The organism is Allobosea spartocytisi, assembly GCF_014764685.1.
Classification (GTDB): domain Bacteria; phylum Pseudomonadota; class Alphaproteobacteria; order Rhizobiales; family Beijerinckiaceae; genus Allobosea; species Allobosea spartocytisi.
Map to the genome: position 1 here is coordinate 88673 of NZ_JACXWY010000018.1, position 19913 is coordinate 108585.

General features: G+C 68.8%; 20 protein-coding genes. 8 read left to right on the forward strand and 12 right to left on the reverse strand.

The window, feature by feature from the left end:
• Positions 1-169: 169 nt before the first annotated feature.
• The 6 genes from IED13_RS22415 to chpT all read right to left on the reverse strand — a co-directional run bounded on the left by IED13_RS22415 (position 170) and on the right by chpT (position 6489).
• Entirely contained in the window at positions 170-1060 is an 891-nt protein-coding gene (locus tag IED13_RS22415; protein ID WP_191125516.1) for a CheR family methyltransferase, read from the reverse strand.
• Positions 1057-2166 (reverse strand): chemotaxis-specific protein-glutamate methyltransferase CheB, encoded by a 1110-nt coding sequence (gene cheB, locus IED13_RS22420; RefSeq protein WP_038359311.1) that lies wholly within the window; start codon positions 2164-2166, stop codon positions 1057-1059. Before cheB ends, IED13_RS22415 begins: the two co-directional genes overlap by 4 nt.
• A 67-nt stretch (positions 2167-2233) precedes the next feature.
• On the reverse strand, positions 2234-2599 hold the full coding sequence (locus tag IED13_RS22425; protein ID WP_038359309.1) for a response regulator: 366 nt from the start codon (positions 2597-2599) through the stop codon (positions 2234-2236).
• Positions 2600-2628: 29 nt separating this feature from the next.
• Positions 2629-3126 carry a chemotaxis protein CheW gene (locus tag IED13_RS22430; protein WP_038359307.1) on the reverse strand — a complete coding sequence of 166 codons (498 nt, stop codon included), beginning with the start codon at positions 3124-3126 and terminating at the stop codon, positions 2629-2631.
• Positions 3123-5750 carry a hybrid sensor histidine kinase/response regulator gene (locus IED13_RS22435; RefSeq protein ID WP_191125517.1) on the reverse strand — a complete coding sequence of 876 codons (2628 nt, stop codon included), beginning with the start codon at positions 5748-5750 and terminating at the stop codon, positions 3123-3125. The genes IED13_RS22430 and IED13_RS22435 overlap by 4 nt, the downstream gene beginning before the upstream one ends.
• A 94-nt stretch (positions 5751-5844) precedes the next feature.
• Entirely contained in the window at positions 5845-6489 is a 645-nt protein-coding gene (chpT, locus tag IED13_RS22440; RefSeq protein WP_038359304.1) for a histidine phosphotransferase ChpT, read from the reverse strand.
• Positions 6490-6616: 127 nt separating this feature from the next.
• Between chpT and IED13_RS22445 the strand changes: the two genes are divergently transcribed.
• Positions 6617-7441 carry a 3'(2'),5'-bisphosphate nucleotidase CysQ family protein gene (locus IED13_RS22445; protein ID WP_191125518.1) on the forward strand — a complete coding sequence of 275 codons (825 nt, stop codon included), beginning with the start codon at positions 6617-6619 and terminating at the stop codon, positions 7439-7441.
• 54 nt (positions 7442-7495) lie between these two features.
• Here the strand turns inward: IED13_RS22445 and IED13_RS22450 are convergent, their stop codons facing one another.
• The gene (locus tag IED13_RS22450) at positions 7496-8053 is read right to left on the reverse strand and encodes a YHS domain-containing (seleno)protein (RefSeq protein ID WP_248312716.1); all 558 of its coding nucleotides are present in this window, start codon (positions 8051-8053) and stop codon (positions 7496-7498) included.
• 296 nt (positions 8054-8349) lie between these two features.
• Here IED13_RS22450 and IED13_RS22455 point away from each other — a divergent pair, with 296 nt between their 5' ends.
• From IED13_RS22455 to IED13_RS22470, 4 genes are all read left to right on the forward strand, one after another.
• Positions 8350-8943 carry a DUF1134 domain-containing protein gene (locus IED13_RS22455; RefSeq protein WP_038359302.1) on the forward strand — a complete coding sequence of 198 codons (594 nt, stop codon included), beginning with the start codon at positions 8350-8352 and terminating at the stop codon, positions 8941-8943.
• Between the two features lie 132 nt (positions 8944-9075).
• Positions 9076-10320, forward strand: a complete 1245-nt coding sequence (locus tag IED13_RS22460; protein ID WP_191125519.1) for a coiled-coil domain-containing protein — start codon at positions 9076-9078, stop codon at positions 10318-10320.
• An 83-nt stretch (positions 10321-10403) separates the two neighbouring features.
• Complete coding sequence (locus tag IED13_RS22465; protein ID WP_260368397.1) at positions 10404-11345, forward strand: sugar kinase; 942 nt, start codon at positions 10404-10406, stop codon at positions 11343-11345.
• Positions 11345-12220, forward strand: coding sequence for a TIGR01459 family HAD-type hydrolase (locus IED13_RS22470; RefSeq protein ID WP_191125520.1), 876 nt, complete (start codon positions 11345-11347; stop codon positions 12218-12220). The genes IED13_RS22465 and IED13_RS22470 overlap by 1 nt, the downstream gene beginning before the upstream one ends.
• A gap of 39 nt (positions 12221-12259) precedes the next feature.
• On the opposite strand, the gene ribA is transcribed toward IED13_RS22470, so the two are convergent.
• On the reverse strand, positions 12260-13387 hold the full coding sequence (gene ribA, locus IED13_RS22475; protein ID WP_191125521.1) for a GTP cyclohydrolase II RibA: 1128 nt from the start codon (positions 13385-13387) through the stop codon (positions 12260-12262).
• 233 nt (positions 13388-13620) lie between these two features.
• On the opposite strand from ribA, the gene IED13_RS22480 reads away from it, so the two are divergent.
• Positions 13621-14196 (forward strand): cytochrome b, encoded by a 576-nt coding sequence (locus IED13_RS22480; protein WP_191125522.1) that lies wholly within the window; start codon positions 13621-13623, stop codon positions 14194-14196.
• Between the two features lie 67 nt (positions 14197-14263).
• Here IED13_RS22480 and IED13_RS22485 read toward each other — a convergent pair whose 3' ends face one another.
• The 4 genes from IED13_RS22485 to IED13_RS22500 are packed head-to-tail and all read right to left on the reverse strand — an operon-like array spanning position 14264 to position 17647.
• Positions 14264-15103, reverse strand: a complete 840-nt coding sequence (locus tag IED13_RS22485; protein WP_038360195.1) for a small ribosomal subunit Rsm22 family protein — start codon at positions 15101-15103, stop codon at positions 14264-14266.
• Positions 15103-16185 carry a glycosyltransferase family 4 protein gene (locus IED13_RS22490; RefSeq protein ID WP_260368399.1) on the reverse strand — a complete coding sequence of 361 codons (1083 nt, stop codon included), beginning with the start codon at positions 16183-16185 and terminating at the stop codon, positions 15103-15105. The genes IED13_RS22485 and IED13_RS22490 overlap by 1 nt, the downstream gene beginning before the upstream one ends.
• Positions 16182-16583 carry a 6-pyruvoyl trahydropterin synthase family protein gene (locus IED13_RS22495; protein ID WP_191125523.1) on the reverse strand — a complete coding sequence of 134 codons (402 nt, stop codon included), beginning with the start codon at positions 16581-16583 and terminating at the stop codon, positions 16182-16184. The genes IED13_RS22490 and IED13_RS22495 overlap by 4 nt, the downstream gene beginning before the upstream one ends.
• A gap of 56 nt (positions 16584-16639) precedes the next feature.
• Positions 16640-17647 (reverse strand): zinc-dependent alcohol dehydrogenase, encoded by a 1008-nt coding sequence (locus tag IED13_RS22500; protein WP_248312720.1) that lies wholly within the window; start codon positions 17645-17647, stop codon positions 16640-16642.
• A 43-nt stretch (positions 17648-17690) separates the two neighbouring features.
• Between IED13_RS22500 and mdoH the strand changes: the two genes are divergently transcribed.
• Together mdoH and IED13_RS22510 are read left to right on the forward strand one after the other, a co-directional pair.
• On the forward strand, positions 17691-19520 hold the full coding sequence (gene mdoH / locus IED13_RS22505; RefSeq protein WP_191125524.1) for a glucans biosynthesis glucosyltransferase MdoH: 1830 nt from the start codon (positions 17691-17693) through the stop codon (positions 19518-19520).
• Positions 19517-19913: FkbM family methyltransferase (locus IED13_RS22510; RefSeq protein WP_191125525.1), on the forward strand; the 397-nt coding region annotated here is incomplete at its 3' end. The genes mdoH and IED13_RS22510, both read left to right, overlap by 4 nt.

Genomic DNA, 19913 nt, shown 5'->3' on the forward strand with positions numbered 1-19913 from the left:
TGTACACGACAGGTCGACGGGACCCCGCCGCAAGGCGGGGTTTTTGTTTATCGGGCTCTTTCTGGACCAAGTCTGCCGGGCCAGATCGGAAACGGCCCGGATCGTTCGGAGTGCTTCCGGCGGCGCCTCGCCCCTCGAAAACCTTCGCCTCGAGAACCTTCGCCCAGCTTCAATGTGCGGTGGCGTTGCGACCGGGCGCGCGCCGATCGAGGGGGCGGGGAAATGCGGGTGTCGCCGCCGGCCGTGGCCCGGTCGCCGGCCGGTAAAGCCCGCGGTGCTGCGGGTCAGGCTGCAACGCCGTCACGAGGCCGACGACGGTTTCCGTCGCTCCCAGGACGAGGCCTCCCGCCGGCGCGAGCCGCTGGGCGAGGAGGTCCAACGCCTTCTCCTTCGTCGGCACGTCGAAATAGATCAGGACGTTGCGGCAGAACACGATGTCGAAGCGGCCGAAATGGTCGTTGCGCTCCAGCAGGTTGTGCTGGCGGAAATCGATTTTCGCGCGCAGCCGGTCGGCGATCTGCCATTTGTCGCCGCGCTGGCTGAAATGCTTCAGCAGCATCTGGATCGGCAGGCCGCGCTGCACCTCGAACTGGCTGTAGATGCCGGAGCGTGCCTTCTCTAGCACGTCGCCGGAGATGTCGGTGCCGAGGATCTCGATCTTCCAGCCAACAAGGCGCTCGGCCATGTCGTCGATCAGCATGGCGAGCGAATAGGCCTCCTGGCCGCTCGAAACCGCGGCGCACCAGATGCGCAGCGAACGCGAAGCCGCGTTGGCGGCGAGCTTTTCGGGCAGCAGGACGTCGCGGAAGAGGTCGAACGGCGTGCGGTCGCGGAAGAACAGGGTCTCGTTGGTGGTCATCGCCTCGACCACGGCGGCCTCCAACTGGGGATCGCGGCCGAGCCGCATTCGCTGCATCAGCACCTCGATGCTCTCGATGCCGCGGCGCCGGCACAGGATGCTCAGACGGCTCTCGGCGAGATAGCGCTTGTCGGTGCCCAGAGCCAGGCCGGAACGCTGCCGCAGCAGCAGGCGCAGGAAGGCGAAATCCGTTTCCGTCATGCCGGCGGCGCTCCCCGCAGGAGAGCCCGGATCGCGCCACCGATCTCGTCGAGTGGCGCGACCGCGCTGGCGTGGCGGGCACGCACGACCGAGCCGGGCATACCCCAGATCGTGCTGCTCTGTTCGTCTTGCGCGACGACGGCGGCTCCGGCCTGGCGCAGGGCCGCGGCGCCGTCCGTGCCGTCGCTGCCCATGCCGGTGAGCACCAGCCCCAGCGCCGCGGCGCCGAGATGGCGGGCCGCATCGCCGAACAGGACATCGACGGCCGGGCGGCAGAAATTGACCGGGGGGCCGTCGCTGATCGCCGCCACGATATGGCCGAGCCTCCGGTCGATGCCGAGATGCCGCCCGCCCGGCGCGATGTAGACGGTGCCGCGCGCCAGGCGCTCGCCATCGAACGGCTCGCGTGTGGGGATGCCGACATGGCTTGCGACCTGCTCGGCGAAGGAGGCCGTGAACAGGGGAGGCATGTGCTGGACGACGAGCGTGGTGATGTCCCTCAGCGCGTCGCCGATGTCGAAAAGGACCCGAGCGACGGCGCGCGGGCCGCCGGTCGAGGCGCCGATCAGCAGATAGCGCGGCATCGCCCAGACGAGGGGCCGCAGATCGGTATGGCCGGCCGGCCAGCCGAGATCGACCTCGGGCGGCAACGTCCCCGGCTGGGTCGCGGATTGGGCGATGTTGCCGAGCTTCAGCAGGAACTCGCTGCGGAAGTCGAGCGACAGCGTCATGCCGGCGCGGCTGTCGGGCTTGGAGACGAGATCCATCGCGCCTTTCGTCATGCATTCCAGGGCGAGGCGCGTATTGCGCTCGTTCAGCGTCGCCGCGAGCAGGATGCTGGTGTGCGGGCTTTCCCGCAGGATGTGCGGCAGGGCGCTGGGGCCATCGACGCCACGCATGTCGAGATCGAGCACCAGCACGTCCGGCTTGAAGCGGCCGGCATGGGCCAGCGCCGTCTCGCCGTCTCCGGCCACGGCGACGACATGGAAGTTGCCGGTTTCGCCGAGCCAGCGCGCGAACAGCCCGCGCACGACCGCCGAGTCATCGGCTATGACGACCGTCTTGTGCCGGCCGGAGCCGGGCGAGGCTGAACGCGAAACGATCATGCTGGCGCAACCCGGTTGCGGAAAGGCGTCGTCGTCGAAGGTGAGGAAGCGTTGCGAGCCTCGAGGCTCAGAGCAGCCCGACCTGATGGAACTTGGACGCCACGATCTCCTTGTCGAACGGCTTCATGATGTATTCGTCGGCACCGGCATGCATGGCCCGCGCGATATGGGCGATGTCGTTCTCGGTGGTGCAGAACACGACCTTGGGCCGCTTGCCGCCGGGCATCTGGCGCAGCGTGCGCAGGAATTCGTAGCCGTCCATGATCGGCATGTTCCAGTCGAGCAGCACGGCGTCCGGCATCTCGCCCTTGCAGGCGTCGATGGCGCGCGCGCCGTCTTCCGCCTCGGCGATGCGGAACTGCAACCCTTCGAGGATGCGGCGGGCTACTTTTCGGATCACCGCCGAGTCGTCGACAACGAGGCAGTACTTCATGGTCTGTCTCCAGAAACTCTGCCGGGCACTCAGGCTGCGGCTTGCAGGTCAAGGTCAAGAACGGCGTCGAGATCGAGGATGACGAGCAGTTCGTGGGGGAGGCGGTGGACGCCGCCCGCCAGCGCGGCCCATGTCCTGTCGAGATTGACGGGCAACGGTTCGAGGGTCGAACGATCGAGCCGGACGACCTCGCCGACGGCGTCGACGATCAGCGCATAGGCCTCGCCGCGATGGTCGAGGCCGATCGCCGTCAATTCGGCATGTCTCTGGTCGAGCGTCTCGGGGACCGGGCAGCCCAGCCGGCTGCGCAGGCAGATCGCGGTGACGATGCGGCCGCGCAGATTGAGCAGGCCGACAATGTCCGGCGGTGCCCCGGGAACGAGCGTGATGCGATGGGTGATGAAGACGTCGCGCACGCGCTCGATCGGCAGCCCCAGCAGCTGTCCGCCGATCCGGACCGTCACATAGTCCAGCGAATCCGCGAAATGCGGCGCCGGGCCCTGGTCATGGCTCGGGCTTCCGGTCATGCGGCGTCCCTCATCGCGGAGCCGCTGGCGTTCAACTCGCCCAGCAGGGCGCGGCGGTCGAATTTGGCGACGATTCCGTCGGCGCCGGCCTCGGTCACCCGGCGGTGCAGTTCCGGCGTCGCGCAGGTCGTCAGGCCGAGAAGCCGCAGCGGATTGTCGCGGGGGCGGGCGCGCAGCGCGACGATCAGCTCCAGCGCGGCCTCGAGGTCGCGGTCGAGATCGACGAGGACGATGCCGACCTCCGGCGCCATCGCCGCCTGCGAGGCGGCGTTGCCGTCCGCCGCGGTGGCGAGGATGCGGCCGGAGGCCCGCAGCACGGGGCTCAGCATCTCCCGCAGGAACTCCGAGGGCTCCACCAAGAGGACATGCTCCGGCGCCGCGCTTGCCCGGCCTGCGCCGGTCCAGCCGGGCTCGCCGAGCGGCAGGTAATGGGCGAGATCGACGATGTCGGTGGCCCGACCGCGCAGGATCGCCGAACCGATCACGCCCCGCTCGCCGGATGTCGCCAACTCCAGCTCGAATTCTTCGTCGACGATATCGATGATGGTCTCCACCGCGAGCGCGGCGGTCTGCTCGCCATTCGAGACGATCACGAGGGGCTGGAGCCCTTCGCGCAGCAGCTTGGTTTCGCCAAGCGGCGTCACCGGGACCAGGCGGTTGCGATAATGCAGGAGCGTGCGCCCCGCGCCGTGCTGGAAGCTGTCGGCATCGACCTCCTCCAGCCGCGTGACGAGCGAGAGCGGCAGGGCCTGGATCCGGTCGGCGCCGGTGCGAAACACCAGCATCGTGGTGCGCTCCCCACTCGCCATCGGCGCCGGCGCGGCTTCCGCCTCGTCATCGGCTGCGTCGGAACCGGCCGCGCCGACGAGCCGGGCGATGCCGTTGGGATCGACGATCAGCACGACGGCACCGTCACCGAGGATGGTGTTGCCGGAGAAGAGCGGGATGTGCCGAAGCTTGCTCGACATCGGCTTCACCACGATTTCCTCGGTGTGGAAGACGCCGTCGACGAGGATGCCGAACTGGCGCTCGCCGATCTGGGTGACCACGATGAAGCCGTCGGCGCCGTCCTTCTTCGCGCCGCCCATCAGCTCGCCGAGCGCGACGATCGGCAGGAGCCGCCCGCGCAGGCGCAGCACGGGAGCGCCGTTGATGTCCTCGAGACGGTTCTCGTCGCCGGCCTTGACGCGCACGAGCTCTCGCACCGCCGTCTGGGGGATCGCATAGCGCTCCTCGCCGGCGACGACGATCAGGGCCGAGATGATGGCGAGCGTCAGTGGGATCTTGATGGTGATCGTCGTTCCCTGGCCAGGACGGCTGGCGATGTCGACGAGGCCGCCGACCGAATCGACATTCGCCTTGACGACGTCCATGCCGACGCCGCGCCCGGACACGGCCGTGATATTATCGACCGTCGAGAAGCCGGGATGGAAGATGAAGCGAGCGATCTGGGCGTCGCTCATCCTCTCGATCTCGGCTTCGGTCGCGAGACCCGCGGCGATTGCCTTGCGGCCGATGCGCCCGACATCGAGGCCGCGCCCGTCGTCGCCGACCGCGATCGTGACCGAGCCGCCTTCATGCCAGGCCGAGACGCGGATCGTGCCGTGCTCGGGCTTGCCGGCGGCGCGGCGCTCCTCCGCGGACTCCAGCGCATGGTCGGCGCAGTTGCGGACCATGTGGATCAACGGATCCTTGATCAGGTCGAGGATCTGCCGGTCGAGTTCGGTGTCGGCGCCCTCGGTCACCAGCTCGATGCGCTTGCCGAGCTCGCTGCTCAGGTCGCGCACGATGCGCGGCAGCTTCGCCCAGGCGCTGCCGATCGGCTGCATCCGGGTCTTCATCACGCCGTCCTGCAATTCGGCGGTGATCAGCGAAAGACGCTGCAGGGGAGCCTTCAGCCCGGCATCTTCCCGCTGCCGCGAGACTTCGAGCAGCTGGTTGCGGGTCAGCACCAGCTCCGACACCATCGTCATCAGATGTTCGATGGTGTCGACCGCGACCCGCAATGTCGGGGGGCCGCCGGTGCGCTGGCCCGCGCCTTCCTCGGCAGGGGCCTGTGGCTTGGTCTCGATGCGGCCATCCGGTCCGCGTTGCGGGTCCGGCACGCTGCGAAAGACGATGTCGTCGGAAGCGGAGGCGCTGGGCGAGGCGAGGGCGGCGGCTTCCTGGGCCTTGCCGTGGCGCGCGAGATAGGCCGCGACAGGATCGACGAACACCTCGTCGGGCGGCGACTGGACCAGCTCGGCCTTGGCATGGCTCGCAAGCGCCTGGAGCTCGCCGATCAGTGTCTCGTCGTTGCCCTCCGGCTCCTGCCCCTTTTCGGCCAGCTCGGACAGGATGTCCTTGATCCGGTCGATCGTCTCCAGGATCGCGGTGACGGCGCTCGGCTTGACTGTGGCGCCGTCGCGGAACTGGCCGATCACCGACTCGGCCGCATGGGTCAGCGCCTCGAGCCGGGGCAGGCCGATGAAGCCGCAGGTGCCTTTGACGGTGTGGACGAGGCGGAAGATGTTCCGCAGGATGTCGCGGTCGTTGGGATTCTGCTCGAAACGGACGAGCTCCCGATCGACCGTGTCGAGATTCTCGCCGGTCTCGGTCAGGAACTCTTGCAGCAGCTCGTCCATGCAGGAAGATCACTCAACGCGACGCACTGCGGGAACTAAAGCAGCAGAAGGGTTTATGATCGGTTGAAACCCGACCTCGACTGCGGAGTTTCGCTCAGGCTTCCGCCTTGGCGGCCTTGATCGTGACCATGTCGCCCTCGATCGCGAAGGTGATCGCCATGCCGGCGGCCCGGGCGACCATGCCGGCATAGAGCGGCTGGACGGCGTGGGCGTCGATCGCGCCGCTCTCGGAACGCCCCGCGATCAGCTCCTCGACATGGGCCGGGATGCGGGCATGCGAGCCGGTCGCGGTGATCTCGAAGGAGCCCTGTTCGCCCTCGACGACCGCGCGCGAGACCAGCTTGCCGCCGCGCGGCACGGCCTGCGTCGCGATGAGCAGGAGGTTCAGCAGCAGCTTGACCTGGTTCTTCGGCAGGAGGGCGCGCGGCGCCTCCCAGTCGAGCGAGAGCTTCTCGTCGTTGAGGAAGCCGTTGGCGACGTTGCCGGCATCGCCGAGGTCGATCATTGCGCCGGCAGAGCCGGCGGCGCCGAAGGCGAGGCGGGCGAATTGCAGCCGGGCCGAGGCGTTGCGGGCGCTCTTCTTGATCAGCTCGAGCGCGAAGTCACGCATCGAGGGGTCATCTTCCTCCAGAACTTCCAGGGCATTGACAATCGCGCCCACCGGGCTGATCACGTCATGGCAGACGCGGCTGCAGAGAAGCGCGGCCAGGTCGAGCGGATCGAGCGAGATGGCGGTCATGAAGGTGGAATCCCGGGATGTGCGATGCGCCGACGGCGTGGCGCCGTTGCTCCCTGGTATGGTGCCATCTTGGTTTTCATGTGGTTAATCCCCATATCCCGGACAAAGTTTCAAAGGATGGGCCGCCATGATCGGCCGTGAGGATCCCCGCCTGCGCGATCGCGACGGGCTGGGACGCAAGCTCGCGGAAGCTGCCAGCGCCAGCGCCGCCGTATTGCTCGCCATGCGCGCCGCTTGCGACGTCAAGCTCAAGAAGGACGGTTCGCCGGTCTGCGCGGCCGATCTCGCGGCCGACCGGGCGGCGAAGGATGCGCTTGCGCGTCTGCTCCCCGATTTTCCCGTCATCAGCGAAGAGACGGTCGACAGCGTGAAGCCCGACGCGGTCTTCATCCTGCTCGATCCGCTGGACGGCACGCGCGAGTTCCTTGCCGGTGGCGACAGCTACTGCGTTGCGATCGCCATTGTGGTCGATGGCCGGCCGATCGCCGGTGCCATCGCCGCCCCGGCGTTGGGGCGCCTCTGGTTCGGCGGGGAGCACGCCTATATGCAAGGTTTTACAGCGGATGGCTCGCTGACGGGGGCGGCCAGCCGCGTCGCGGTCCGCGCTCTCCCGGAGGAGGGGCCGGTCGTTCTGGTGAGCCGCTTCCACGGTGACGGGCGCAGCGACGGCATCACCGCCACCATGTGCCGCGGCAAGGGCGTGCCGATGTCGTCGGCCGTCAAGTTCGGCCTGATCGCCAGCGGCGAGGCCGATCTCCATGTCCGCTGCGGGCAAACCATGGAATGGGACACCGCGGCGGGCGATGCCATCCTGTCGGCGGCGGGCGGGATCATCCTGACGCTCGATGGCGCCGTTCCCCGCTATGGCCGGACGGAGCAGCAGTTCCGCAATCCGCCCTTCGTGGCCGCGTCGAGCGAGGGGCTGGCGCGGCGCGCCATCGCCGGCTGCTGAAGCCGCGACTTGGACGCTATTCAGCGGTTTCCTGAGAAGGGCTGAGGCCCGATCTCAGCGCGCGACAGTGCGCAGCACGGTGCTCCAGCGAGCCTCGGCGGCGCCGAGCAGCGAGCGGTCCTGCAGGAAGCGCCTGCGGTTCTCATCCGAGCGGAACAGGAACAGGCGGGAGCCGACGACCGCGAACCGGCTCGGATCGCTGTCGACCGCCACCCCGTCGGCGACGCCGGTCGGATCGAAGCCCGCGAAGGCCGGGGCGTAGATGCCGGGCGCATCGCGGAAGGCGGCGAGATTGGCGGCCGAGGCGAAGCGCCAGACGATCCCGCCCTGGATCAGCTCATGCTCCGGCTGCCCGGCGATGGGCCTGCCTTCGAGGCGGTAGGCCACCGGATCGAAGCCGTTGAGCGCCAGGCCGGTGCGCGGGTCGCGCTGCATCGTTTCGCCGAGCGAGGGAAGCGGCGGCAGGCCCGCGGGCAGGCCGTTCTCAAAAACGATGACGGCAGGGGCTGTGGCCGGGGCCGGGGTATTGGCCAGCGCGGCCCGGGCGAGAAACGGCAGCGAGACGCAGCCGATGGCGAGCAAAACCCAGCTTTGCCATGTTGCGGCCTTCATCGCGGGCAAATCCTCGTCTTCCCTCGGTCATGGGCCGGTCGGCTCCGTCCAAATCTTCACGGCTTGGATAGATTTGCAACGTATCAGTTTGGTTAGCGAACTGATTCGCTTTTGTCGGATGTCGCGTTTTCGATGTCCGGCAGCGAGCGGCGGATTGCCCAGGATCGGCCCGCCTTCCGGCCCGCGTGGCGCCTTCCAAAGCAGGTTGCAGAGCAACCGCCGGGCGCCGATCGGACGGACCAACACACCGCTCTGGTGTCCGGTTCTGCCGGCCGCCCTGTCCGGAGATCTTGTTCATGATCCAGACCCGCCGCAGTCTCATCAAGGGCGGCCTCGCCGTGGCCGGAACCGGCCTCGCAGGGCTGCCGATCCCGGCGATCGCGCAGGCGCAGAACTATGACAACCAGCGCTCCTTCTCGCAGAACGAACTCGTCGGCTCCGGCCACAAGTTCTTCGGCAACGTCTCGCGCGGCCTCGCGCTGGCGATCGAGGAGGCGGTGCGGCGCTGGGGCGAGCCGAACGGCTATATCCTGGGACAGGAGGCGTCCGGTGCCTTCGTCGGCGGGCTGCGCTACGGCGAGGGCACGCTCTACACCCGCAATGCCGGCGACCGCCGCACCTTCTGGCAGGGGCCCTCGATCGGCTTCGATTTCGGCGGCGAGGGCGCCCGCACGATGATGCTCGTCTACAATCTGCCGACGGTCGAGGCGATGTATCAGCGTTTCGCGGGCGTCGACGGCTCGGCCTATTTTATCGGCGGGTTCGGCTTCACCGCGCTCACGGCGGGGGGCGTCACGGTGGTGCCGATCCGGACCGGGGTGGGCTGGCGGCTGGGCGTCAATCTCGGCTACCTCAAATTCTCGCCGCAAGCGACCTGGAACCCGTTCTGAGGCTGCCGCCGGCCTAGCAGCGCGGTTTCCGACGCTGCGGATGCTGCCGCCGCTCATCGGCTTTTTCTGGCCATGGCGGGGTGGGCGTGGCAGGATTCGGCTTGAGTTGGACCGGATGCGGAGCCGCAAGCCTTGATCGAAGCCGCCATGCTGTTCGCGCTCGGCTTCCTGTGCGCAGCCCTGCTGGCGCTGGCGGCCGTGCCCGCCCTGTCGCGCCGGGCGGACCGCCTGGCACGCAAGCGCGCCGAAGCGGCCTTTCCGCTCTCCCTTGCCGAGATCGCGGCCGATCGCGACCATCTGCGCGCCGAACTCGCCGTGCGGATGCGCTCGGCCGAGCAGGAGGCCGAGAAGGGGTTCGCCGCCAGGGCCGGCGCGATGCAGGAAGTCGGCCGGCGCGACATGGAGATCGGCCAGCTCAGGCGCGACCGTGCCGAGCGCGACGACAGGATCGCGAGGCTCGATGCCGAACTGGCGCAGACGCGTGGCCAGCTCGACGAAACCCGCACGGCCCTCGAGACCGAGCGCAGCGGTCACGCTGCGACGACGGCGACGCTGGAAAAGCGGATCGCGGATCTGGCCGCGCTCGAACAGAGCCTCGCCGAGACCCGGCAGGCGCTGACCGGCACGGGTGCCGATCTCGACGAACGGTCCGGCGAGCTCGCCCGGGAACGCGAGACGGTCGGGCGCATCGAAGCGGCGCTGGCGGAGCGCGAGGCGGAGCTGACAAAGCAGCGCGACGAGCATGAGCGGCTCAGGCTCGCGCAGGTCGAGGACCGCACGCAGATCATGGTGCTTCAGAGCGAGCGCGACGAATTCGGAGACCGGCTGGCGGTGACGGAGGAGCGTCTCTCCCGCAGCGAGGCCGCGCTCGCCGCGATGACGGCCGAGCGCGAGGGCGAGCGGCTGCGCGCGAATGCACTTGCGGCGCGTGCCGAGCAGGCCGAGGCGGGGCTGGCGGCAGCGGATGCGCGCGGCAGCCTCGCGGCGAACGAGGCGCAGCAGGCATCGCGGCTTCTCGAACAGGAGCGGGCCGAGCACAAGCAGGCACAGGAGCGGATCGACAGCCTGGAGGGCTGGCTCGTGGAAGCGCAGCACGCCCTGGCGACGTCTCGCCGCGAGCATGAACAGGAGATCGCGACCGTGACAGGAACGGAGCAGGAGCGCGAGGCGCGGATCGCGGCCTTGCATGCCGAGCTGCAGACGCTCGAAGGCGCGCTGGAGCAGGCGCGCAGCGACGGGATGGAGGCAAAGCGGGAGCTCGCCGCCTTGCGCAAGAGCACGGCCGCCCAGGGCGGCAACATGGCGCTGCGGCAGGAGATCATTCGGCTGGCAGACCGGCTGATGAGCCAGCCGACCGGGCGCGACGCGGCGGAATGAGGCGAAAAGCGGTTTCCATGCGCGGGGCCTTGTTCTAGGAGAGCTTGCCCGCGCGCCGCGCCATCTCAATGGTTTTAAATCCCGTGACCGACAGTCCCATCGACCTTCTGTGCCTCGGCGAGCCGCTCGGCGAGTTCAATGCGACGCGGGCGGAATCCGGCGCCTTCCAGTTCGGCCAGGGTGGCGACACGTCCAACTGTGCGGTGGCGGCAGTGCGCCAGGGGATGTCCGTCGGCTATCTCGGGGCGCTCGGCAACGACATGGCCGGGCAGTCGGTCCGCGCGCTGTGGCAGCGCGAAGGTGTGAACGACGCCCATGTCGCGACGCATCCGAGCGCGCCGACCGGGCTCTATTTCGTCGATCACGGGCCTTCGGGCCATGTCTTCTCCTATCTGCGGGCTGGTTCGGCCGCGAGCCTCTACGGGCCGGGCGACCTGCCGCTCGGGCTGATCCGCTCGGCGCGGATCATCCAGGCGTCGGGCATTAGCCAGGCGATCTCGGCCAGCGCCTGCGACGCCGTGTTCGCGGCCTTCGAGACGGCGCGCGAGGCCGGCGTGCTGACCGCCTACGATACCAATCTGCGCCTCAAGCTCTGGCCGCTGGCGCGGGCCCGCGCGATCATCCACGCCGCCTGCGCGATGGCCGACATCGTCCTGCCGGGCTTCGACGACGCGACGCAGCTCACGGGTCTCAACCAGCCCGACGCCATCGCCGATTTCTATCTCAAGCTGGGCGCGCGGGTCGTTGCGCTGACGCTCGGCCATGAGGGCTCGCTCGTCGCTACGCCGGTCCGGCGCGAGCGCTTCCGCCCGATCAAGGTCGATGCGATCGATGCGACCGGCGCGGGCGACTGCTATGACGGCGCCTTCCTCGCGGAATATCTGCGCACGGGCGATGCCTTTGCGGCCGGCGCCTATGCCAATGTCGCGGCGGCCCTCTCGACACAGGGCTATGGCGCGGTGGCGCCGCTGCCGCGGCGCGCCGATGTCGAGGCGCGGATGGCGAGCGAGGCCAAGAACTCCTGATGCAAGACCTCCTGACGAGCGTGCCGATCCTGAAGCATGCGGACGCGCTGCTCGAACGCTACGACGTGCTGATCAGCGACGTCTGGGGCGTCGTCCATGACGGGCTCTGGGCGCTGGAGCCGGCCTGCGCCGTCTTGACCGCCTTCCGGGAGCGCGGCGGCGCCGTGGTGCTGCTCTCGAACGCGCCGGGACCGTCGCAGCACGTCGCAAGCGTGCTCGACGCCAAGCGCGTGCCGCGCGGAGCCTGGGACAGGCTCGTCACCTCCGGCGACGTCACGCGTTCGCTGATCGCCGAAAGTCACCACAGCCGCGTCTATCATATCGGCTGGCAAAGCGACCGGGCGCTGTTCGCCGGTCTCGATGTCGAGCTGGTCGATGAGGCGCAAGCCGACCTCGTGGTCGCGACCGAGCTCAACGACTACCGCAACGAGACGCCGGAGCAGTACCGGCCGCTGCTCAGCCGTTTTGCGGAGCAGGGGCTGCCCTTCATCTGCGGCAATCCCGATCTCGTGGTCCATGTCGGCGAGGATCTGCTGCCCTGCGCCGGCTCGCTCGCGATGATCTATGAGGAGCTCGGCGGCAGTGTCGCCTGGGCCGGGAAGCCGTACCGCCCAGCCTATGAACTCGCGCTCGCGGCTGCTGCCGAGCTGCGCGGCGGGCGTTCTGTCGAGTCGAGCAAGGTGCTGGTGATCGGGGATGCGGTCCGCACCGATCTCGCCGGCGCACGGCTGATGGGCTTCGACAGCCTGTTCATCGCCGGCGGCATCCATCGCGACGAAACGATGCGCGGCGGAGAGGTCGACCCGGTCGGGCTCGCCAAGGTGCTGGATGGCCTGCCTGTGCAGCCTGTGGCGGCGATGGCGGCGCTGGCTTGAGCGCTGCGAACAGGGTCGCCGGCTCGATCGGGCCCTGATTCAGTCCTTGGGCGCGGCGCGCGCCATCAGCGCATCCATGTCGATGAGATGCCCGGCGCGGTCGCGCTTGGAGGCGAGATAGCGGACGTTGTGGGCGTTTGGCCGCCCGAGCACGCGCTGGCTCGCCGCGACTTCCAGGCCGGCGGCTTCGATCGCGCCGATCTTTTGCGGGTTGTTGGTGAGCGCGACGACGCTGGTGACGCCGAGCTGTTTCAGCATCGTCGCCGCGAAATCGAAATGGCGCTGGTCGAGGTCGAAGCCGAGGACTTCGTCGGCATCGTAGGTGTCCCAGCCCTGGCTCTGCAGCTTGTAGGCGCGCATCTTGTTGGAGATGCCGTTGCCGCGGCCTTCCTGGTCCAGATAGAGCAGGATGCCGCCCCCATTCTCGGCCATCCACTGCACGGTTTCGCGCAGCTGGTCGCCGCAATCGCATTTCAGCGAGCCGAAGAGATCGCCGGTCAGGCAGGCGGAATGCAGGCGCACCGGCACGGCAGTGTCGAGATCGGGCTTGCCGACGATGATCGCGACCTGATCGCGCAGGCCTTCGCCGCCACGGAAGACGACGAACTCGGTCTCCGGCGCACCTTCCAGCGGCACCGGGGCGCGGCCAACGATCCTGAGCGAGGCGGCCTGGGCGGCGCGGTAAGCGTTCACCGCCTCGATATCGGCTTCGACGAGGGATTCACCGGCAACGGCTTCTGCCGTCACGGGCACGACCAGCGCGGCCGGCAAGACGAGCGACAGCCGCGCCAGCTCGAGCGCTGCGGTGTCGAGCGCGGAAGCCGGCGCGACGGGGGCGTCCATCCGGCTCTCCAGCTTGAGGGTGAGATCAGCGACACGCTCGAGGTCGATGGTCGGCAACGCGAAAATTCCGGCCTCCGTCCGGCCCTTGGCGCCGAGACGGCGCAGCCGCGCCGGGCTGAGCACGAGATGGCCGTTGCCCGCGGCGAGAGCGTCGAGATTGCGCACCAACTCGGCATCGGCGAGCTCGGCCGACAGCGCCAGGGCGAGCTGTGCACCTGCGCGCAGGAGAACCGGCCGGCCGGCGCGAAACTCGGAGATGGCCCTTTCGACCTTCACCAGCAGGGTTTCCCCAGGGCGGCCGAAGAGCGTACGCGACTCAAGCATCGAAAATTCCGTCAGTCAGATCGCTGGGATCAGGATGTGTCGGGAGTTCCAACGAATTCAGGATATATGTAATCACGATCCGCCATTCCACCAACGTCTCGCAGCGGCGGCGGTTCCGCGATCAAATCCGTGTCATGACCTTGGGTTCATCGCGGGCGGGCATGCAGCGGTATAGGTCCGCGACATTGAATGTGCGATGAATATCCGGCTGGACGCAGGTTCACGAGGCTCCAATGGATGCTCGAACGGCAGGAAGCAGCACGGTGCGCCCCGTCTATGGCGGCGTCGCCCGAACGTTTCACTGGGTGACGGTGGTGGCGGTGCTGGCGATGCTGCCTCTCGGTCTTGCCATGACCTATCGCGGCAACACGCTGAGCATCTGGGACGGGACCACGGACGCGCTCTACAGCGCCCACAAGCTCATCGGTTTCCTGCTGTTGTGGTTGACGGCCGGTCGCCTGATCTACCGGTTCCTGCATGGCGTCCCGCCCGACGAGCCGTCATTGGCGTGGTGGCAGAGGGCGGGCTCGCATCTCGTCCACTGGCTGCTCTACGGGCTCCTGCTCGTCGTGCCGCTGCTCGGCTGGATCGGCGTCTCGCTGTTTCCGGCGCTGACCGTGTTCAACCTGTTCAACCTGCCGGCGTTGACGTCGCCCGATCAGGCGGCTGCCGGCCGGGTGCTCGGGATCCACGGAAAGCTCGCGCTGACGGCGGGCGCCATCGTCGTGCTGCATATCCTGGCGGCGCTCTACCACCATTTCATCCGCCGCGACGGGGTGCTGCGCCGGATGTGGCCGGGGCTGGATTAGAGCTCGCTGATTTTGCCCGGGACGACCCGCGCTTCAGCGAAAACGCAGCAAGCTCCAGGCAAGCGGTTCAGACAGGTCGCGCCCAGAGGTCCTGATGCCCGATCCGGGCGGACGCGGCGGCTTGGCGCGCCTCAAGCCAGGCGGCAATGGCAGCCGGCTCGACCTGTCCTGTTTCGCGCACCGCATCGGTGATGCCGCGGGCGAGGGCGTCGCGCAGGTCGCGGTGGCCTTCATCGAGCAGCCAGGCGCTGTCCGCCGTCGAGACGGCGAAGCCCGATTTGCGGAAGGCCTCTGCCATGATGTCGCAGGCTTCCGGGCCGGCTGCGGGGCCGAAGCCCTTGTCCAGGTGCTGATGGTGCTTGAATGCAGCCAGCATGCGGGCATCGCTGCGATGGGCCGGCTTCCAGTTCTCGCGCCCGTCATAGGTCAGCACCGTGTAGAGCGGCAGCTTCTGGCTCGCCAGCGCGGCGACGAAACGCTCGATCCAGCGCTTGGAGGTGAGGTCGAAGAGGGCGGCGGCCGTCACGAGGTCGGGCCGCCAGCCGAGGACCCAGTCGAGATCCTTGTCGAGATCCACCTGGCGGGTATCGACGGTGATCGTCTTGCCGTCCTTGGCCAGGACGAGTTCTTCGCCTTGCTCGCGCGCCTCGTCAGCCCAGCCGACCAGGCGCTCGCGCGCCACGGCCAGCAGATCGGCGTCGTGATCGACGAGCGTCCAGTGCTGCCGTTCGGGGAGGACGGCATAGCTGCCGCGCAGGTTCGCGCCGGCGCCGCACCCGAGGTCGAGCACGGAAAGCGACGGCTTCGCCGCGAAAAAGGCGCCGACCGCCGCGAGCAATTGCGGATTGCGTGCCGCATGATCCGCCGGCTCGCGCAAGGCGAGCCATTCCGGAGAGAACCCAGCCATCATCCCACCTTTCGGCCGCCGTCGCCGAGGCATGCCTCCGCGACGATCCGTGCCGTATCCCGCCAGCGCGGCAGCGCCGATGCTGCCGCCCAGGCGGCATCGGCCCGCCGGAGGCGTTCAGCCGGCGCATCAATCAGGGTTGCGAGGGCCTTGGCAAGTGCTGTCGCGTCACCGGGGAGGATCTTGAGGGCCGCCGCCTCGGGCAAGGCATCCGCGCCGGCGCCGCTCAAGGTGCAGACGATGGGCAGGCCGCGTGCGAGCGCTTCCGTCAGCACCATGCCGTAGCCCTCATAGAGCGACGGCATGACGAAAAGATCGGTCTTGTCATAGAGTTCCGCGAGCTTTTGCGAATCCACGGCCCCGACAAGCAAGATGCGGTCCGCCAGCCCGGAGCGGGCGATTCGGGCGCGCAGCTCCTCCGCCGTGCGGGGGGCGTAGTCCGGCGAACCGGCGATGGTCAGGGTCCAGTGCCGGTCGGCGATGGTGGCGAGGGCCTCGATGAGGACGTCGTAGGCCTTGCGGGGGATGATCGAGCCGACGGCGAGCAGCCGTAATTCGGAGCCGTCGGCAGCGGTCGCCCGAGGGGCAGGATCGGTGCCGGGTACGGCGACGGCGATGCCATCCTGCGCGACGCCGTAGTCCGCGACGAGCGTGTCGCGCGTCGCCGGGCTTGTCACGACGACGGCACGCGCATGGCGCAGCGCCAGCCTCTCGCTGTGCCGCAAAGCCGCGATCGTCTCCGGATCCAGGCCGGTTTCCAGCGCGAGCGGGTGGTGAACGAGGGCGACGAGGCGCTGCGAGAACCGCGCCGCGAGCGCCTCGGGGAACGCGCCGAAGGCCAGCCCGTCGACCAGCAGCACGTCGTCGGGGGCGGTCTCGGCGAGAAGCCGTTCGGTCGTCGCCAGATCTGCCGATGTCGGGAAGGGAAAGGTGGCGGGCAAGGCGAGGTGGCAGGCGGTGACGTCGGCGGCCCGCCATTCCCGCAGCAGGCGCCGGTCATAGCCGTAGCCGCCGGTCGGGGCGTCGATGTCGCCGGGAATGGCGAAGACGATTTGCCGCTGCCGCTCGCTTTGGCCACTCACGCGAGCGCGCCCTCGTAGCTGGCGCGGGCGAGGTCGGTCTCGTGGAGGGTGACGCGGATGCGGGCGAGCCCGGCCCCGTCGGCGCCGAGCGCGCCGGATTTGGCGGCTGCCGCCATCGCGTCGAAGATGTGCTTGCAGAGGAATTCGGTCGTGGTGAGCACGCCCGCGAATTGCGGCAGAGCGTCGAGATTCTGGTACTTCAGCGGTTTCAGGGTTTCGGCGAGCACGTCAAGCGCCGCGCCGATATCGACCACGACGTTATGCCGATTCAGCGCCTCGCGGAAAAAGGCGACATCGACCACGAAAGTGGCACCGTGCATGTTCTGCGCCGGGCCGAAGAAGGGATCGGGCAGGGAATGGCCGATCATGATGCGATCACGGACTTCGACGGAAAACATGGCGCACTCCTGCTGCCGGCGGGGCGGGCTGTCTTGGTCGCCTGACGGATGCGCCGTCAATACCGGAGCGCCGCCGCCAGCCCGTTCCAGCCGCAGGACAGCACCGCGGGAAGCCGCGAGGGGGCTTCGCGGAAGGGGATTTCCTCCGTGATCAACGCATCCAGCCGGTCGTCGGCGAGGAGCGCCATCGCCACCCGGGCGCGGCGCGCGCAGTCCCAGCGCGAGCGGCGCGAGGCCGGGATCATTCCGACCTGCGAGGCGATCAGCCGGAGGCGCCGCGCATGGAAGGCGCCGCCGAGCGGCGCCGGCACGGTTCCCGCGCCATACCAGCTCAGCTCGACGATGCGGGCTTCGAGCCCGGCGCAATCGATCGCGGTGGCGAGCCCGTCGGCGCTGGCGCTGGCATGGAAGACGATATCGGCGTCCCGCGGCGCAGCGCCGGGCAGGGCGAAGCGGATGCCGAGCCGTTCGGCCGTCGCCTGCCGGCAGGGTTCGACATCGACGAGCGTGACCTCGGCGCCGGGAAGACGCGCGGCGAGCCAGCCGACCAGCAGGCCGAGAACGCCGCCGCCGACGATCACGATGCTGTCAGCCGGGCCGGAACCGGCATCCCAATGCGCATTGAGCGCGGTTTCCATGTTTGCGGCGAGGATGGCGCGGCGCGGGGGCACGTCGTCCGGGACGAGGATCAGACGATCGCGCGGCGCCACGAAGCGGTCCTGATGCGGATGCAGGCAAAAGACGGTGCGGCCGATGAGGTCGGGGGGGCCGGCATCGACCCTGCCGACGGCGCAGTAGCCGTATTTCACCGGGAAGGTGAAGGCGCCCTCCTGGAACGGGGCGCGCATCCGGTCATGTTCGGAAACCGGCACGCGGCCCTCGAAGATCAGCTTCTCCGTGCCCCGGCTGATGCCGCTCCACAGTGTTGTGACGAGGCAGTCCTCGGGCCCGGCCAACGGCAGGGGCACCTCATTCAGGCTGCATTCACGGCGCGAGGCATACCAAAGTGCCAAGGCTTTTGCCCTTGCGTCAGCCGTGGTTGCGGTCTTTAGCTCCCGCGCCATCCCGATCCGATCCCGTCCGTCCGAGCCCGCCTGCTGCCGATCCATGACAGATACCGTCACGAACCAGCACCTCGCTCCGACCACGTTCCCGCGGGTCGCGCAAGATGTCGAGCCGGTCGGCCTGACGCCGGCGGGCCTTCAATCCGTCGCGAGCCTTCGGAAACGGCGGTTCGCTGTGTTCGCGCTCAATCTCGGCACGCTGGTGGCGCTGCTCGCCGGGCTGGCCCAGGTGCTTAGCACCGGCGGCTGGAGCGCGGCGGATGTCGTGATCTTCACGGCTTTCCTGTTCGCGGCGCCCTGGACGGTGCTCGGCTTCTGGAACGCGGCGATCGGCCTGTGGCTGCTGCACGGCCGGCGCGATGGCCTGAAAGCGGTGGCGCCCTTCGCCGCCGATGGCGGGAAGCCGGCGCCGCTGATGCTGCGCACGGCGGTGCTGATGACGCTGCGCAACGAGGATCCGGCGCGGGCCTTCCGGCGGCTCAGGGCGGTCAAGGACAGTCTCGACGCCACGGGCGAGGGCGTCTGGTTCGACTATTTCGTGCTGTCGGATACCAGCGACCCGGCCGTGGCGGCTGCCGAGGAGGCGCTTGCCGGCGCATGGGTGCAGGAGATCGGCGAGCCGGCGCGATTGACCTATCGCCGGCGGGTGAGCAACGCTGCTTTCAAGGCCGGCAACATCCGGGATTTCTGCGAGCGCTGGGGCGATCGCTACGAGCTGATGCTGCCGCTCGATGCCGACAGCGTCATGTCGGGCGACGCCGTCCTCGGGTTGGCCCGAATGATGCAAGCGTATCCGAAGCTCGGAATCCTGCAATCACTGGTGGTCGGAATGCCCAGCCGCTCCGCCTTCGCCCGGATCTTCCAGTTCGGCATGCGCCACGGCATGCGGCCCTACACCATGGGCGCTGCGTGGTGGGGGGGCGATTGCGGTCCGTTCTGGGGCCACAACGCCATGGTGCGGATCGCGCCCTTCCGCGATCATTGCCATCTGCCGATGCTTCCGGGCGGTCCGCCGCTTGGCGGGGCGGTGATGAGCCATGATCAGGTCGAGGCGGTGCTGATGCGCCGGGCCGGCTACGAGGTGCGGGTCTTGCCGGTGGAGGGTGGGAGCTGGGAGGAGAACCCGCCGACCATGCTCGACTACGCCAAGCGTGACCTGCGCTGGTGCCTCGGGAACCTGCAATATCTCAAGCTGCTCGACCTGCCGGCCTTGAAGCCGATGAGCCGCTTCCAGCTCGTCTGGGCGATCCTGATGTTCCTCGGCCTGCCGGCCTGGACCTTGATGATCGCGCTGCTGCCGTTCAAGGTCTTCGAGGATCGCGCCATCGCCGATTATCCGGTCGTTCTGGCGGCAGGGCTCTATGGGCTGTTCCTGACGATGCATTTCATGCCGAAGCTCGCCGGCTTTGCCGATACGCTGCTGGAAAAAGGCGGTGCCGCGCGCCATGGCGGCGGCACCCGCTTCCTTGCATCGGCCGTCATCGAGACCGTGTTCGGCTTCCTGCAGAGCGCCGTCTCCAGCCTGCGCACGACGCTGTTCATGATCGGGCTTGCCTTCGGCCGGGCGCATATCGGCTGGAACGGGCAGGCGCGCGATGCCCATGCGCTGTCCTTCGGCACGGCCTGCGCCGGCCTGTGGCCGCATCTCCTGTTCGGAGCCTATCTCTTCGCGACGCTGGCCTGGCTGTCGCCGACGGTCCTCCTCTGGTCGCTGCCGCTGACGGCCGGCTATGTGTTGGCGATCCCCTTCGCGATGCTGACGGCGCTGCCGGCCGCCGGGGCCTGGCTGGCGCGACATGGGCTCTGCGCCATTCCGGAGGATTTCGCGCCGCCGCCGGTGCTGGCGGCCATCGGGGCGGGAGAGCGCGGATGAACGCCGTCGCCTATCCCAAAGGTACGGTGAAGGCGCTCTCGCGCAGCCTGAGAATGCATTATGGCGACAAGGAGCGTCAGGCGGCGATGGACCGGCTCCACGGCGCCTTCCTGACGCCCGGCGACCTCGTCTTCGACATCGGCGCCCATGTCGGCGACCGCATCTCGTCCTTCCGGCGCCTCGGCGCCCGCGTGGTGGCGCTGGAGCCGCAGCCGGGGCCGGCGCGGATCATCCGGCTGATCCATCGGCGCGACCCGCGCGTGACGCTGATCGAGGCGGCCTGCGGCGACCATGAGGGCTCGATCGCACTCAGGATCGACAGCGCCAATCCGGCGGTCTCGAGCGCCTCGGCCGCCTTCATCGGCGCGGCGACCGATGCAGAGGGCAGGGCGG